This is a genomic window from Bacteroidota bacterium (genome assembly GCA_035506275.1).
Lineage (GTDB): Bacteria > Bacteroidota > Ignavibacteria > UBA10030 > UBA8401 > JAGVPT01.
The window spans coordinates 26,456-41,611 of sequence record DATJPT010000018.1; the positions used below are offsets into that span (position 1 = coordinate 26,456).

12 protein-coding genes are annotated in these 15,156 nt (G+C 52.8%); 6 read left to right on the plus strand and 6 right to left on the minus strand.

Features of this window, described 5'->3' with window-relative positions; translation table 11 throughout:
* The first annotated feature begins 75 nt into the window (after window positions 1-75).
* The 3 genes from VMF88_12655 (at window position 76) to VMF88_12665 (ending at window position 2,775) form a co-directional block, all read left to right on the plus strand.
* The gene (locus VMF88_12655) at window positions 76-489 is read left to right on the plus strand and encodes a hypothetical protein (protein ID HTY11909.1); all 414 of its coding nucleotides are present in this window, start codon (window positions 76-78) and stop codon (window positions 487-489) included.
* A gap of 119 nt (window positions 490-608) precedes the next feature.
* Window positions 609-1,667 carry a glycosyltransferase family 9 protein gene (locus tag VMF88_12660; GenBank protein ID HTY11910.1) on the plus strand — a complete coding sequence of 353 codons (1,059 nt, stop codon included), beginning with the start codon at window positions 609-611 and terminating at the stop codon, window positions 1,665-1,667.
* Window positions 1,657-2,775: a glycosyltransferase gene (locus VMF88_12665; GenBank protein HTY11911.1), complete on the plus strand. Its 1,119-nt coding sequence runs from the start codon at window positions 1,657-1,659 to the stop codon at window positions 2,773-2,775. The genes VMF88_12660 and VMF88_12665 overlap by 11 nt, the downstream gene beginning before the upstream one ends.
* A 6-nt stretch (window positions 2,776-2,781) precedes the next feature.
* Here VMF88_12665 and VMF88_12670 read toward each other — a convergent pair whose 3' ends face one another.
* Genes VMF88_12670 through VMF88_12685 form a run of 4 tightly spaced genes read right to left on the minus strand, consistent with a single transcriptional unit; the run spans window position 2,782 to window position 6,599 of the window.
* The gene (locus VMF88_12670; protein HTY11912.1) at window positions 2,782-3,333 is read right to left on the minus strand and encodes a nucleoside deaminase; all 552 of its coding nucleotides are present in this window, start codon (window positions 3,331-3,333) and stop codon (window positions 2,782-2,784) included.
* Between the two features lie 58 nt (window positions 3,334-3,391).
* Entirely contained in the window at window positions 3,392-4,246 is an 855-nt protein-coding gene (locus VMF88_12675) for a class I SAM-dependent methyltransferase (protein ID HTY11913.1), read from the minus strand.
* Window positions 4,216-5,679, minus strand: coding sequence for a radical SAM protein (locus tag VMF88_12680; protein ID HTY11914.1), 1,464 nt, complete (start codon window positions 5,677-5,679; stop codon window positions 4,216-4,218). The genes VMF88_12675 and VMF88_12680 overlap by 31 nt, the downstream gene beginning before the upstream one ends.
* A complete protein-coding gene (locus tag VMF88_12685) occupies window positions 5,676-6,599 on the minus strand; it encodes a nucleotidyltransferase domain-containing protein (GenBank protein HTY11915.1) in 924 nt (307 codons plus the stop codon). Before VMF88_12685 ends, VMF88_12680 begins: the two co-directional genes overlap by 4 nt.
* A 283-nt stretch (window positions 6,600-6,882) precedes the next feature.
* Between VMF88_12685 and VMF88_12690 the strand changes: the two genes are divergently transcribed.
* The 3 genes from VMF88_12690 to VMF88_12700 all read left to right on the plus strand — a co-directional run bounded on the left by VMF88_12690 (window position 6,883) and on the right by VMF88_12700 (window position 12,023).
* Window positions 6,883-10,128 (plus strand): S41 family peptidase, encoded by a 3,246-nt coding sequence (locus VMF88_12690; GenBank protein ID HTY11916.1) that lies wholly within the window; start codon window positions 6,883-6,885, stop codon window positions 10,126-10,128.
* 70 nt (window positions 10,129-10,198) lie between these two features.
* Window positions 10,199-10,558 carry a response regulator gene (locus VMF88_12695; protein ID HTY11917.1) on the plus strand — a complete coding sequence of 120 codons (360 nt, stop codon included), beginning with the start codon at window positions 10,199-10,201 and terminating at the stop codon, window positions 10,556-10,558.
* Between the two features lie 103 nt (window positions 10,559-10,661).
* Entirely contained in the window at window positions 10,662-12,023 is a 1,362-nt protein-coding gene (locus tag VMF88_12700; GenBank protein HTY11918.1) for a sigma-54 dependent transcriptional regulator, read from the plus strand.
* Window positions 12,024-12,072: 49 nt separating this feature from the next.
* Here VMF88_12700 and VMF88_12705 read toward each other — a convergent pair whose 3' ends face one another.
* Window positions 12,073-14,490, minus strand: a complete 2,418-nt coding sequence (locus VMF88_12705) for a S8 family serine peptidase (protein HTY11919.1) — start codon at window positions 14,488-14,490, stop codon at window positions 12,073-12,075.
* Window positions 14,487-15,050 (minus strand): T9SS type A sorting domain-containing protein, encoded by a 564-nt coding sequence (locus tag VMF88_12710; protein ID HTY11920.1) that lies wholly within the window; start codon window positions 15,048-15,050, stop codon window positions 14,487-14,489. Before VMF88_12710 ends, VMF88_12705 begins: the two co-directional genes overlap by 4 nt.
* Window positions 15,051-15,156 lie beyond the last annotated feature (106 nt).

Consider the following 15,156-nt stretch of genomic DNA (forward strand, 5'->3'; position numbering starts at 1 on the left):
ACAGTTAGGGAACGAAAGGGCAAAGCTTCGGACGAAGTTTTTGCGATGTAGGCAGCCAAACAATAAAGGAAGTTCGTGGGAACATCAAAGGTCATCATCGGTCTCGGCGCGTACGTTATGATAGGGATGTATACGTTGCTGTTTACATCGACCGACCAAGCGATCTACAACGTCGCCCAGTCGCAATCCTTCCATGACGATGCGCGGCAAATTGCGTCGTCGGGAATTAAGTTTGCCATAGGAGATGTCGGCGGCGACTCCGGTGCGGCATTCCCTTCGAGCACGGTCAGTTTCAACGGTGGAAGCGTGACCTACCTCGGCGACCGGCCTGCAGGCGTTTCAGCGACGCAGATGCGCATCACCGCAACAGGAACGTACAACGGGTTCAAGGTGACGATGATCGCCATCCTGCAATACACAGGAGTGAAATGGACGATCCAGCGCGTCTATCAAGTGCCCGATGCGTCCGAGTACTCTAAGCTGAGCTAAAAGCTTCTTCACAAGTTTATTTTTCTTCCGAAATGCGATACATTGAACAGTGTATCGCATTTTTGTTGTACGGAAGAAGATTTGTCGATCGTCCATTTTATTCGTCGACGCCAGCACTCATGCCGCCAGTGACAATGACCAGGGAACGAAAAGAATCGATTCGCGCTGTTCCGTGGCGAAGCAGCTCCCATCCTAAAAAAGTTCTCGCCATCCGGCTTCAGGCATTCGGCGACACGGTCATTACTTTTCCGTACCTGCAGTCTCTTCGTTCTCACTGGCCGTCGGCGGAACTGCATTTCCTTACCCGCGAAGAGTTCAGCGACCTTCCCCGCAACTTGAAGACCTTCGATGCAGTCCATGCCGTTGGCGGGGGAAGGAATCGCCTCCTGCAAGCGGCGGATACGCTGCGGCTCATTCCGCAACTCCGAAAAGAACGGTACGATGTTGTGATCGACCTCCAAAGAAACCGTTTCAGCAGGATGATCAGACGATTGCTCCACCCGGAAAGTTTTTCGGAGTTCGACAGATTTTCATTGAAGCCCGCCGGCGAACGAACGAGCAGTGCGATCAATGCACTTCTTCACCAACCGATCCAGGAACATCTCCCTTTGCTCGCTTTGAAGGAGGGCGTTCGAAGCGCCGCCGCGCTACGTGTTGAAAAGAAAAGGATCGTTGTTCTGAACCCTGCGGGAAGTTTCCCCACGCGAAACTGGCCGCTGGAACGTTACGTTGAATTTGCAGAGAAATGGATCGCGCATGTCGACGCGGACGCGCAATTCGCGACCTTGGGAACCGAACAAATTCTCAATAAAGCCGGTTACCTGGAAAAGACCCTCGGCGCTAGATTGATAAATCTTGCGGGAAGAACTCTCACCTCAGAAGCTTTCGCGATAGTGCAACAAGCCGAGCTTGTCGTTTCGGAGGATTCGGGCCTCATGCATATGGCATGGGTGGCACAGGTCCCCGTCGTTGCCCTGTTTGGGTCGACACGAAGTGCATGGTCGGGGCCGTTAGGGAAATGGTCGGTATGCCTGAACTCATCTGATCTCGAATGCGGAGAATGTCTTCAAGCAGCGTGCCGGTTTGGGGATATTCACTGTCTGACGCGCTATTCAGCGGATGTTGTCGTTGAGACGGCCAAAAAATTATTGGAGAACAAACGCCGCAGTGGAGAATAAACTTCGCATCGCATTGCTCGTGCCGGGGGGAATTGGAAACGAGGATTACATCCCGTCCCTCCTCGAACTGATTTCCCATCTCGCCAAGAGATATGATATTCATCTCTATTCGTTCAGCCGGCTTTCGATCCATCCCACGTTGCAGGGGTGCCATGTTTCTTTTCCCCCGCTGATCGCAGCAAAGCATGGCTTGCTTAAATCCGTTTATTTCCTCTGGCGTTTGCGGAAGGATCATCGTCGAAACAGTTTTGATATTATCCATGGTTTTTGGGTCGCCAATCAGGGAATTGTCGCCGTCGCGGCGGGGAAGTTGCTACGGGTCAAAAGCGCTGTCAGCGTGCCCGGTGGGGATATCGTTTACCTGCCGTCAATCCGTTACGGCGGCATGAGGGGATTTATTAATAACAGAATCATTCGATGGTGCTTGAGTCACGCCGATCTGGTTGTCACCCTTACCCGATTTCAGAAAGATAGAATGGGAGCAAGCAATATTGGTTGGAAACATCTTTCTGTTATCCCGTTCGGCGTCGATACTGTCAAATTTGGTTTTCACCCGAAAGTACTTTCCGACCCGGTCAATTTTGCCTATCTCGGAAATCTCAATGAGGTCAAAGACCCATTTACGTTGATAAAGACCTTTTCACTTCTCTCCGCAAAATTCAGTTGTAAGCTCACCATTGTCGGTTCAGATCTCTTGCAAGGAAAAGTGAAGGAATATGGCCGTTCGCTCGGCGTGAATGACCAAATCGAATGGAAGGGGAAAATTCCGCATGAACAAATTCCGTCCATACTGCAAAGGACCGATATACTGCTGCTGACATCGTTGTATGAAGGGGAGGCCGTTGTTGTGATGGAGGCCTTTGCCTCCGGCGTTATTGTTGCCGGCACGAAAGTCGGATTGCTTGCCGATGCAGGGGATGACGCGCTTGTTGTGATGCCGGGGGATGTTGACGGGCTGGCAAAAAAGATCGAACAAATTCTTCATCAACCGGAGGTCGTTCGTGAGATGCAGATAAAGAATCGTTCGCGTGCAGAGAGATTTTCAATGGATTGGACCCGTGCCGAATACGAGAAAACATATCAAGAACTGTTTCAGGAAAAGGGGTAGCGTTTTTTACTTTCCTTTGGGTTTATAGCCGGGGTGCCTTTCGAAGAGTGATTCCTGCTCGTTGTTATTCTTGATTTGCTTTCGCCTGAACAAATAACGGATAAGAAGAGCCTCTTCCCTTGCAGTGAACGCGAGATCTTTTTCCTTCATAAAATAAACATACTGGATGTTATAGTTGACGAATGCCCCCGCGCACATCAAACAAGGCTCAAATGTCGATACGAGGATCAGATGCCGGCGGTCGAGGGCAGAAAAGGTCTCCATTCCGAGATGCTCGATCGCGCTGGAAATAGCGTTCACTTCAGCATGCTCGCCGGCCTTTCGGTGCCGCAGCACCGTGTTATATCCTTCCCCGATTATTTCTCCATTATAGATCAGAAGTGCCCCCACCGGCACATCTGATGAACAGAGGGACAACTCGGCCAATTCAAGCAAGCGGGCATGGTGGCTCTTGTCGAGGCCGATCCGGTTCTTCAAGCGGTGAAGCTTCGTATGAATCGAATACAAAAGAAGACCGGCGAAAATAAAAATGAGGAAAACGACTGGAGGCTGCAGCATTGCTTTTCAATTCTTCAGTTTGTTCCTATAAAAAAGGATTCTCTTTCGGCAAGAAGCATCACGCCGAATACCTCATCGTAATAATAACATGATCGGCCCATCTATTCAGCGGGGGAAACGCCGAAAACCGTTCATCCAGCCGCGTCAATACCCTGTAAAGTTTCGCATGCCGATTCGCAAGGTCCGACATATACGGCGGGGGTGAAAACGTCGCCAACCCGCGAAGCTTTGCGAGCGTAAATCGTTTGTCGAAGCTCCGAATTACATCACGAGGAGAAAAATAGTACGTCAAAAACTTGTGCCCTTCAACCGAAGCGAGTGTTCCGTTTCTTGAAAGACGTCTGAACGCAAGCCTCGGATTCCCTGTGAAACAATGCAGCAATTCCCATGGGCAAATATGCGGCATGATCACAAAGGTCACCGTCCCGCCTTGCGTCAAGAACCGGGGGAGTTGTGAGGTCACCCTCCGCAAATCGTCGATGCAGTTGAGTCCTCCGAAATTCGAGAAGACATGGTTGAAATGCCGGTCGGGAAGATTCGCCAGCTCTGTGAACGAGCAATTCTTAAAGCTGATCTTTTCTTCGAGACGGAATCTTCGCACCTTTTTTTCCAGTTCAACGAGCATTCCGTCCGCGTTATCAACGGCAAACACCTGATGCCCCTTTCGCGCGAAGTACACCGCGTCGGTGCCGGTCCCGGCGTTCAATTCAAAAATGCTCTCCCCGGGGTGAAGAAATTCTTCAACGTGCCGATAGACCTGGCTTCGCATCCATTGAAGGATCAGGTTCGCTTTTTCGTTGGAGTCAAAAAAGGGGGCTTGTGCAGAGAATGCACGGCGGGCATCCTCACCATTGACCGATGGAAGAGTGGAAACGTCGGACGTCATTCCCGTGCGAGATAATAGAGTTGGCATTTATCCAGAAGGGCGGCCGGCGCGAAATATCCGATCGAGAACAACGTTCTGAGTTTTTTCCGTTCGAAGGATATTCTCCCGGCAAAAAGATCCGCGACAAGCTGGAGTCCCTTTCTGAAGCGGTAGATCTTATGGACGTACCGATGGAGTTTTCTGTAATACGCCGGCGAATATGTCCCGCGGAACATCATCGCAAGGTCGTCCGAATCCACCCAGTTCGTCTTCCCGCGAAAATCAGCGCTGACCTGTTCATAAAATTTTGTTCCCGGCAAAGGATACGAGACAGAGATTCCCAGATCGTCCGGCATGAGATCCTTTACCATTCGGAGCGTTGCTTCGATGTCTTTCTTTTCTTCCCCCGGATATCCAAATTGCAAAAAAAATGAGGTCCGGATGCCGGATCTTTTCAGGAGTGTTCGTGCCTCGTAAATCTGCCCGACCGTCGTCCCTTTTTCCATCGAGTCCAGAATTTTCTGCGAACCGGACTCAGCCCCGATCCAGACCTCAGTACAACCGGCACGGGCCAGCGCCTCGACCGTTTTGTTCTCCAGCAGCAGGTCGGCCCGCGACTGGATCTTAAATCTGACGCTGATCTTCTCTCTCTCCATCAGATCGGCAAACTTCTCGACCCATCCGGGCTTCAGGCCGAAAATGTCGTCCGCAAACCAAATGTGGTCGGGATGAATCGTTCGTTGGAGCAGCTTGATCTCTTCGACGACGTTCTCGGGGGAACGGGAATTGTAGACCTGTCCGTAGATCGGTTTAGCGCACCAGTTGCAATGATAGGGGCAGCCGCGCGTCGTTACGACGTTGATGGAAAAATATCCATGGTGTTTTCGCCAGGCCCGTTCGTAGGATGATGCGTCGAGCAAGTGCCACGCCGGCATGGGAAGCTCGTCGAGGTTTTTGACGGGTTGTCGCCGGCGGGTGCGGCGGACGATGCCGTCCTCTCTAAATGCTATGCCGTCAATATCGCCGAGGCCGGTAGTTCGGTTCCGGATAACGTGGTGACAAAGTTCTGCAAGCGTCTGTTCCCCTTCGCCGATGATGACAACATCGGCATGGTGCCGGAGGTATTCTTCAGCGTGGTCGGTGGCGTCGGAGCCGTGAACGACAACGAACGCGCCGTGCTCCTTTGCAATTGCAGTCATTGAGAATGCCGCCTCCCGCATCCTGCTCAAACACATCTTGTTCAAATAATTAAAATCGTCGTCGTAGATCGCGACGACGGCAGGACGGTCTTGCCGAAGCGCCGTGCGGAGCTCGTTCTCCGATCTCGCCAGCATCGTGTCGAATAATGCGACGGAGAACTCACGTTGTTCCAAGTACCGCGCGGCGTACAGCGTGCCCAACGGCGGATACGGCATCATCGCTTTGGCCTGCTTCGGGTCGAAGCGGATGAAATACGAATGAGTGAGGAGTACGTCCATCATTCCGCCTGCTCAACGCCACATTGCTTGAGACGCCGTTGAAAGGCATTCAAGATACGGGATTTATGATCGTCATACCAGACCGATGAAATATGCGGGGAGCATTGGAAAAGGGACTCGAATTTGCCTTCGTCGAGGTGCCTGTTTCTCCTCCTCCAGTAATGCCGTGCGGTCTTCATCAGAAAATCATCGATTGCGGTGAGGGGGAAAACATCCAGCACAACTTCAAGCGCCCGCTGGCAGATAGAAGGCGCACCGGAGATCGACCGAACAGGAGAATCTCCGTTGTGCCAGTTGGGAAGGTAACGGCCGGTCCATGCGTTGACCGACTGAAAACGGCGATATGCATCTTCGTTCCAGAGAACTCTCGTCGTTGCGATCTCAACGGCATTGAACATGTCCTGCTCGGAGAACAATAAACCGTTTTCCGTTACGAAGAGGTTGAAGCAGAAATATTTGACCGAGTTAAAAAGAAATATCCGTCGCACGGCCGTCAGGATCATTTTCGGGATCCATAGCCGGTTCGGAGCCGTCACGATCATGAAGTCGACATCGCTCGATGGATGTGCGACATTTTTCGACAGCGATCCCGTAATGAACACTGCACGTACAAACGGGATTTGTTTCAACAAGAACGAGATCCACCGAGCGCGCTTCAGCATCGTTGAAGCGCGGCGCTCGTTCTCGATCCGCGATCTCACGATCTCGGGGGTCCGGTCCGAAAAAAAGTAATAGCCGTTTTTGGATTTCAGCACGCCATGTGCCTCAAGTGAGCGCAGCGTCTCCTCGAGCGTTTGCTGAGTCACGGAGTTGTGCGGAAGAAATTTGTATACCTGATGCCTGGAAAGCGGGTATGAGAACACGTCGAAGTACGCAAACGTCCGCAAAACATCCTGTTGAAGCGCTGTGAGCGTATGGTCCATGTTCAAGGGATTGGAAAGCTGCGGCGAAACGACCGTTCAGGAAATTATTCCTCCCCCTTTTCGCGTTATAACCGGATTTTACGGAACAAAATTCCGCTTCGACGCGATAAGGGGGACAAAATTTTGCAGAGAAAAGTGTGGAAGGGGTTCCACATGACTTGAAATTGAGAGAATATTTCGCTATGTAGCAATTCACCGTTCGGAATCGCATATTGCTCGATTCCGTTTCTGAATCACTAATTTCGTGAATTGCCGCTTCGGAACATCTTCGCAAGGATATATTATGAAACAACTTCTGACTGTTCTTACGTTCATCGGTATTGTTTGGGAAAGCGCAGCCGCGGGAACCGAATCCCGCTTCATGAGATACCCCGACATCTATAAAGATAAGATCGTGTTCACCTACGAAGGGGACCTCTGGCTTGCGGCGACGAGCGGCGGCGCCGCGCGCCGTATCACGAGCGCGCCGGGATCGGAATATTATGCAAAATTTTCACCCGACGGAAAATGGATCGCGTTTACCGCAAGCTATGACGGCTCGCAGAATGTCTATGTCATTCCTTCCGACGGGGGCGAACCGGTGCGCGTGACATACCAATCCGGCGGCGCACAGGTGGTCTGCTGGACTCCCGACGGCGAGCGGATCGTTTACCGTTCGTATGCCGAGAATTTTATCGGCCGGGATCCGAAACTCTATTTCGTCAATAAGAACGGCTCTGCGCCGGAGCGTTTCCCGATCGACAGAGGGCGCCTTTGCAGCTTCTCTGCCGACGGCAAGAAAATGGTGTACCAGCGAAGGGGAAGCGAAGAAAACTACTGGAAGCGGTATAAAGGCGGGCAATATCCCGATATCTGGATGTATGACTTTACCACGGCGGCGTTCACTCCGGTCACAGATTACGTCGGTAAGAATTGCTATCCGATGTGGGTCGGCGATGCGATGTATTTTGTTTCCGACCGGACCAACGGCGTGTCGAATATTTACAAAGAAGATCTGTCGACAAAGAAAGTTGACGAGGTCACTTCCTTCAGCGATGTTGACGTGATGATGCCCTCCACCGACGGCCAGTCGATCGTCTTTGTGCATGATGGATTCCTTCATCTCCTCAACATTGCGAAGGGGGAAGTGAAGAAAATCCCGGTCGACTGTGCGTCCGACCGCTGGGCGCTCCGGTCCAAACAGATCAACCCGAAAGACTACGTGCACAGCGTGAACGTGGCCAACGACGGAAAGAAGATCGCCGTCGAAGCGCGCGGCGATCTCTTCATCGTTCCGGTCGAGAAGGGGGAGACGAAGAATCTTTCCAACTCTCCCGGCACGCGCGAAAAATATCCTCAGATCTCGCCTGACGGAAAAACGGTCGCATTCTTTTCCGATAAGAGCGGTGAATATCAGCTGTACACACAAAGCGTCACGGGGGGACCGTGGACGCAGTTGACGACGGCGATCGACCGGACGATCTACCATTGCAAATGGTCCCCGGACGGGAAAAAGATCCTTTTCGGCAATAAAGACTTTGCGATCTTCGTTCTCGACGTTGCCACAAAGGAGCTGACGAAGGTCGATGAATCGAACCAGTTGAAAAACGACGAGTTCTACTGGGAGGTGAGCGACTACAACTGGTCTCCGGACAGCAAATGGGTCTGCTACAGCCTCGTGCAGTACAACCGCAACAGCCAGATCTTTATCTACAACCTTGAACAGGGAAAACGGTATCCCGTCACCGACGATTTCTACGACAACCTTTATCCATGCTTCGACCAGAACGGCGATTATCTGTATTTTATTTCGAGCCGGAATTTCGATATCGATATGGATTTTTACGAGGATAACCACACGATCCGCACGCCGCAGACAGTGATGGCTGTCCAGCTGAAGAACGGCGAGAAGCCGCCGTTCGTCGAATCGGAGGGGAGCGACGCCAAAAAGAAGGAAACCGGCGGCACGGAGATCGACGTTGACGGCCTGCAGAAGCGGACATACCAGCTTCCCGTTCCAGCAGGAAATTATTTCTACCTGAAAGCGGGAAAAGGAAAAGTGGCATGGTGCGCGATCGACCGGTTTACCGAGGATGAGTATGAAGAGATCTTCACGCCGAAAGGGGCAACGAAATGGCAGCTCATGATGTACGACATGACCGCCAAAAAGGACGCGGTGCTCGGAGACAAGGTCAGCGATTTCGACCTGTCGGCGAACGGCGAACAAATGATCATCGGCAAGGAGAAGGATGTTTATGTCACATCGTTCGACAAGGCATTCTCCTCCGCGAGCGCCGGTTCAAAGGTCAGCCTGAGCAAAATGGTCTACACCGTCGATTATCAGCAGGAGTGGACGCAGATCTTCAACGATTGCTGGAGGTGGTACCGCGATTTCTTCTATGACCCGAATATGTACGGCCACGATTGGAAGGCGATCGGCGATAAGTACCGGGCATACATTCCTTCCATCAGTTCGCGCGAAGAGTTGAATTGGGTGATGCAGCAAATGGTGGGTGAGCTTTGCGTTTCGCACACCTACATCGGCGGCGGTGACGCCGGCTCGGTGACGCCTCCGTCCCCCGTTCTCTTTACGGGCTGGCTGGGTGCGGACCTTGTTGCCGATAAGAAGGCAGGGTATTACAAGTTCGACAAGATCTACGGCCCTACCGCATATAATTCGAGCATCAGCGCCCCGCTTGCCCGCCCCGATTTCGACATTCACGAAGGCTATTATCTGCTGGCGATCAACGGAAACGAACTCAAAGTTCCGGACGATTACAATAAATATCTGCAGGTGAGCAGCGGCGAAAAGGTCAGCATCACGGTCAATTCAAAACCGTCGATGCAGGGTTCCAAGGTCTACGAAGTTGAGCCGATCCACAACGACAACACCCTTCGCTATGCCCGGTGGCTTGCCAACAATATTGACAAAGTGTCGAAGGAAACGAACGGCAAGGTCGGTTACATGCACATCAACGCCATGGGAGCCGGCGGCATCGGCGAGTTCGATAAATTCTGGCGCGCTTTCCGCTATAAGGATGCGATCATTATTGACGTCCGGCGGAACAGCGGCGGATGGACCGAATATTTTCTGATCGATAAGCTTGAAAGAAAAGTCACCGCCCAGAGCGCGTTGCACGGCATGGTTCCGCTCCGTTATCCGGGAAGCGCGTCGGTCGGTAATTACGTTGTCGTGTCGAACGAAGACAACGGATCCGACGGCGAAGCCTTCCTTGAAGATTTCAGGGCAAGAAAACTTGGACCGATCATCGGCGTCACCTCGTGGGGCGGATTGGTTGGGATTCAGAACACCCAGCTGACGATCGACAACGGGCAGGTCGAACAATCGAACACCGGGTTTTACGGCCAGGGGGGCGAATGGCTGATCGAAAATCATGGCGGGGATCCCGACATCCGGGTCGATAACGATCCCGGGAGCGTCATGGCGGGAAAAGACCCGCAGCTGGAAAAGGCGATCGAGGAAGCATTAAAAAGAGCGACGGAAAATCCGTTCAAGTTTCCGCCGGTGCCGCCGTTCAAGAAACCGTAGGACTGGGCCGATCGGGCACAGGCCGGCGGTGCCGACCGCCTGTGCCCCGATGTCACTATTGGAGAAGAAAATGAAGACGATTCTGATCGTTGATGACGATCCCGATATGCGAAAATTGGCGACTATCATCCTCAGCAAAGAAGGATACAATGTCATCGAAGCCGAGGATGGGTCCATCGCGCTCGACCTTGTGAAGGAGAAAAAGCCCGACCTCGTCATCAGCGATGTCATGATGGAAAACGTCAACGGCTTCATGCTGTACGAGCTTCTGCACGACGATCCGGTCACCGCGGATATCCCGTTGATCTTTGTCACCGGCGCGGCACAGCAAGCCGGGGCATGGGACTCGGATCCGAACGTCGTCTACCTCGAGAAACCGATCATGATGGACCAGTTGATCGCTGCGGTGAACAAGGTGATCAAAGCGTAGGCATCACGCCAGGGGCGCTCCTGCTTTTTTATTCCGGCCGTTACGATTGATCCCCGGACCATCAAGAGTAAACGCGCCGGCGAGAAAACCCAACTTTTAGCTCATGGGAAAACAAAAAACTGCGGCATCGATCCTTGTTGTTGACGATGAACAAGGTTTCCGCGAGATGCTGAGCACGATCCTTGAGTCGCAAGGATACTCGTCGCAGACCGCATCCAACGGCGTTGAGGCCATCAATGCCGTCCAGACTTCTCAATTCGATTTGGTCCTCCTCGACGTCAAGATGCCGAACGTCGACGGCATCGAAGTCCTTCATTTCATCAAGGAGAACTTTGTCGATACGCAGGTGATCATGCTCACCGGCGTGGACGATGTCCGCATCGCGGTCGAGTGCATGAAATTGGGGGCGTCCCACTATCTCACAAAACCGTACTCCGCCGACGAGTTGATCGCGCTGATCGTCCGTGCGTTGGAGCGGCGTCACCTCCTGATCGAAAACAAAGTGATGAAATCGGAGTTGGCTCGTCTTGCGTCGTCGTCCAGCCTCATCGGACAAAGTCCGGCGTTCATCAAAGCGCTCGAGCTTGCGGGGAAGGTGGCGCCGACCGACTCCACGGTCCTCATCGAAGGGGCGAGCGGAACCGGCAAAGAACTGTTCGCGAACTTTTTGTTCAAGAACAGTCCCCGCTCGGACAAGCCGTTCGTCGCCCTCAACTGCGCCTCTATTCCCGACACGCTCATCGAAAGCGAGCTGTTTGGGCATGAAAAAGGGGCATTCACCGACGCGCACGCAATGCGCCAGGGGCTGGTCGAACTCGCGAACGGGGGGACACTTTTTTTGGATGAAATCGGCGAGATCAGCCCGGTCTTCCAACCGAAGCTCCTCCGCTTCATTCAGACCGGAGAATTCCGCCGGGTCGGCGGGAACAAAGTATTGAAGTCAGACGTCCGGATCATTTCTGCAACAAACCGGCACCTCCTCGACGACGTGAAAGAGGGACGGTTCCGCGAAGACCTGCTCTACCGTATCAACGTTATCACCCTTTCCATTCCTCCGCTGCGCGAGAGACGCGAAGACATTCCGCTGATCGCGGAAAACATCGTCGCCCATAAATTAAAAACCCGCGTTCCCAAAAAACTCCATCCAGAGACGATCCAGGCGTTGATCGAATACCAGTGGCCGGGAAACGTGCGCGAGCTGGAAAATATCTTGGAGCGGGCGGCGATTCTTTCAACGGACGAATATATTCGTCCAAAGGACCTGGCGCTTCCCCGGAACACCGGGACGGAGGCGGGGCAGGGAAAGGTCGGCACGGCCATTCCCCTGCGGGAGTTGGAGCACGACCACATCGCGGGAGTTCTTCGTCATACAAGTTGGGATAAAAATCTTGCGGCAAAAATTTTGGGGATCAGCTTGAAGACACTGTATACAAAAATCCAGCAGTACAATATTACGAAGCAATAGCAACCGTTTCTTTCTCTCCCATCCTAAATTATTCCCCCTCCAACGGCGCTCAGTACTTGTACGCTTCCCTGAAATGGAAAATGGGAAACGACGAGGTCGTTCTTTTGGTGTAATATCCGGTTTGAATGAACGGGGAGAGCAGGGGGGCATCAGCGCCGTCATAGAAGGTCACCGCGACGACATTGTTTTGCTGGACGAACGTCGACCAGGTGATCGGGAAGACTTTTGTGACGCTGGAATCGATCTCATACTTGAAATCGACTTTCTTCAGGTCGGATGCGGTGAATTGTATGTTCTGCGACGTGGTAATGCCGGAGTCGAGTTCGACGTCGAAGGTGTACGATTTCAGGTTCCCGTACTGGACGTTGATCGTATACCCGAAGGAGTAATTGCTGCTCACATCCGAGAAATACAATTCCTGCACCAGTGAAGCCGTCTGAATTTTTCCCCCTCCCAGCACCACCTCGCTGATTCCCGAGGAAGTATGCATCAGCGCTTCAATATAACTGCAGGAAGAACTCGTTCCGGCCGGAACGAGAGCGTCGCCATTCTCATCGACCGGGGAGATGGTGATGGCATGATCGGCTTCGCTTCTGGCGACTGAGACCTCGAGATTGTCCTGAGTGCTGAGATTCTCTTTCACCACACAGGCCGAGCCTGAAAACGACGTGACGATATCATACGTGCCGGCCGGAACGATAGCGGTCAGGAATGAATTGACGGGGTTAAAGTAAAATGCATTGGACTTATGGTCGTGGATGACCACCTGGAACGGAGTTTCGCTGAACGAAATCTGAAAAACATTCCCCTTAAAGAAGACGAACGGAATAACGACCGTGTCGCTGCTCGATACGGCTAGAATGTTTCCGCCGTATCCTTGCGGCAATGCCGTGTTGTCGGGGAGCGACGGGTTGTTCACGCTGGCGCTGATCAGAACGCTCCCCGATTCGTTCTGGCCGATCGTTATTATCGAAGGGGAACACCGAACATCGATACCGGCTGCCGCCGGGATGGCTTTCAGCGTGTAGCTTTTTGTGGATGGTGATACGTTCGTCAACGTTACGGTATCCGTTTTTGTCCACACAGAGGCGGAGGAATTATCAAAACCAAAACTTAGGGTTGCAGGAGTCGCAACCGATTGGACAGCGCCGGTCCTTGCCGTATCCACTTTTCCCCTCCCCTCTGAGAACACGGGTGAATTCAGGTCCCTGGCCGTTGCAATCAGCGCATCACGTATTTCGAACGCCGTCCAATCCGGGTGGATCTGCCGGAGATTTGCTGCCGCCGCAGAAACGTAGGGGGTCGCCATTGATGTTCCGCTCATGGTGATGTATCCTCCCCCCATCTTTGCTGAAAGAATGTTCACTCCGGGAGCAACGACGTCCGGTTTGATGCCGTAAATCTTGTTTGAAGGCCCTTTCGAGCTGAATGAAGCAACGGCCTGAAGCGAGTCGATCGCCCCGACGGTCAACGCTTCGCGTGCTGCTCCCGGGGAAGAGATAGTCCCGTAATCGCCGTCGTTTCCGGCGGCCACAACAACCACAATGCCGGCTTCAACGGCCCGGTCCACCGCCTCCGAGAGAATATCGTCGGGATCGCCGTCAGATGTTCCGAGACTGAGGTTGATAACATCGACGCTGTCGGTCATTGCCTGCTCGATGCCGGCGATGACGGTCGATGTGTTTCCATTGCCCGATGCATCGAGCACTTTATAGGCGAAGAGATTTACGTCCGGGGCCATGCTCTTTAACGCGGCGGAATTTCCCGCGATGATCCCGGCGACGTGTGTTCCGTGGCCGTTGTCGTCCATGGGATCCGATTTGCCGTTCACAAAATCATAGCCTCCGGCAACTTTGAATCCAGGCCCGAGGCCTCCACCCAATGCCTCATGAAGATAATCGACCCCGGTATCGATAACGCCGACCCGTATCTTTTTTCCCCCCGTCATCGAGGCATCCGACTGCGCTGTGTTTGGGCGGAACGCTGCCGAAGATGGCGTTCCAAAAGCAGTGACTTTTTTATCCTCGTAAACTTTGCGAACCTCTGAGAGCGAAGCGAGACGGCCGATGTCGGAACGGGGAATGCTGAGGGATGCTCCGTTCAGCACTTGTGAGAATTGCCGTGTTAGCTTTGCAGCAGGAGAAACCGAAACGAGCCTGTTTACAAATGCCGCTCTTTGTTGCGCCGCGGCGTTCCTGTTGCTGACCGTCGTTCCCTGAGTATGAAATATCACCGGTGCTGCAAGCTCAACGATGACGTTGACGGCCTGGCTTTCATCCACGCTCATGGTCGAGAGGACTTTCCCCCCCTGGATGACCTGCCGAACCGATGTGGTCGGGGAAAATTTCAGAAGACTGTCCTTCGCACCGAATTTTTTTACAATGAGGTTTTGCCCCGGCGTAGGGTAAACAGAGACGATGGAAAGGAAGAATATTATCGTCGCACCGGATGTCGTTCGCAGTCTCATTTGAGAAGGGCCATTTTTTTCGTCTCCACCGTTGTGCTTCCGTTGTCGCCCGTCGCGATCATCCGGCAGAAGTAAGTTCCGGACGCTGCCGACGTTCCGTTCCATCGCACGCTGTAGCTTCCCGGCTCTTTGTTGTCGTTCACAAGCGTCGTTACTTCCTTGCCGGTGACGTCGAACAATACTACGGAAACTTTCGCTCTCTTTCCAACATTGAAGCGGATCGTCGTCGATGGGTTGAAAGGATTCGGATAGTTTTGATCGAGCGAAAAATCTTTGGCTGTGTTCGCTGTGTTGCTGTTCACTGCAGAGACCGCGGCGGTAATTCCGGCGATGTCAAAAACCGAGTCGTAGATCCGGCTGACCGGCGCACTGAAAGCGAACATGTTGTATTCGTTGAGAACTTTGTTGCTGTCGATCGCGAAGAATTTGCTTTGAGCTAGTTTGTCCGCGGGTTTTGCAGAGAGAAGGTCGAACGTCTGGCCGTAGGAAGCGGAGATGATGAAAAGAAGAGAGAAGACCGCCCTCTTTGTCCGTCTTAAGTCTCTTTTCGCTGTCTTCACTTTGCATTCTCCTTGAGTTCTGATTGGAAGAATTGCAAAGGGAAGTCCAGGACTTGCCGAACGCCAAAACCTGCCCTAAATTATTATTCAATAATGGTTTATGGGA

Coding starts and splice junctions, on each gene's coding strand:
- VMF88_12685 (HTY11915.1), bottom strand. CDS start 6,599: ATGGACCATACGCTCACAGCGCTTCAACAGGATGTTTTGCGGACGTTT.
- VMF88_12695 (HTY11917.1), top strand. CDS start 10,199: ATGAAGACGATTCTGATCGTTGATGACGATCCCGATATGCGAAAATTG.
- VMF88_12680 (HTY11914.1), bottom strand. CDS start 5,679: ATGATGGACGTACTCCTCACTCATTCGTATTTCATCCGCTTCGACCCG.
- VMF88_12675 (HTY11913.1), bottom strand. CDS start 4,246: ATGCCAACTCTATTATCTCGCACGGGAATGACGTCCGACGTTTCCACT.
- VMF88_12690 (HTY11916.1), top strand. CDS start 6,883: ATGAAACAACTTCTGACTGTTCTTACGTTCATCGGTATTGTTTGGGAA.
- VMF88_12700 (HTY11918.1), top strand. CDS start 10,662: ATGGGAAAACAAAAAACTGCGGCATCGATCCTTGTTGTTGACGATGAA.
- VMF88_12670 (HTY11912.1), bottom strand. CDS start 3,333: ATGCTGCAGCCTCCAGTCGTTTTCCTCATTTTTATTTTCGCCGGTCTT.
- VMF88_12705 (HTY11919.1), bottom strand. CDS start 14,490: ATGAGACTGCGAACGACATCCGGTGCGACGATAATATTCTTCCTTTCC.
- VMF88_12660 (HTY11910.1), top strand. CDS start 609: ATGCCGCCAGTGACAATGACCAGGGAACGAAAAGAATCGATTCGCGCT.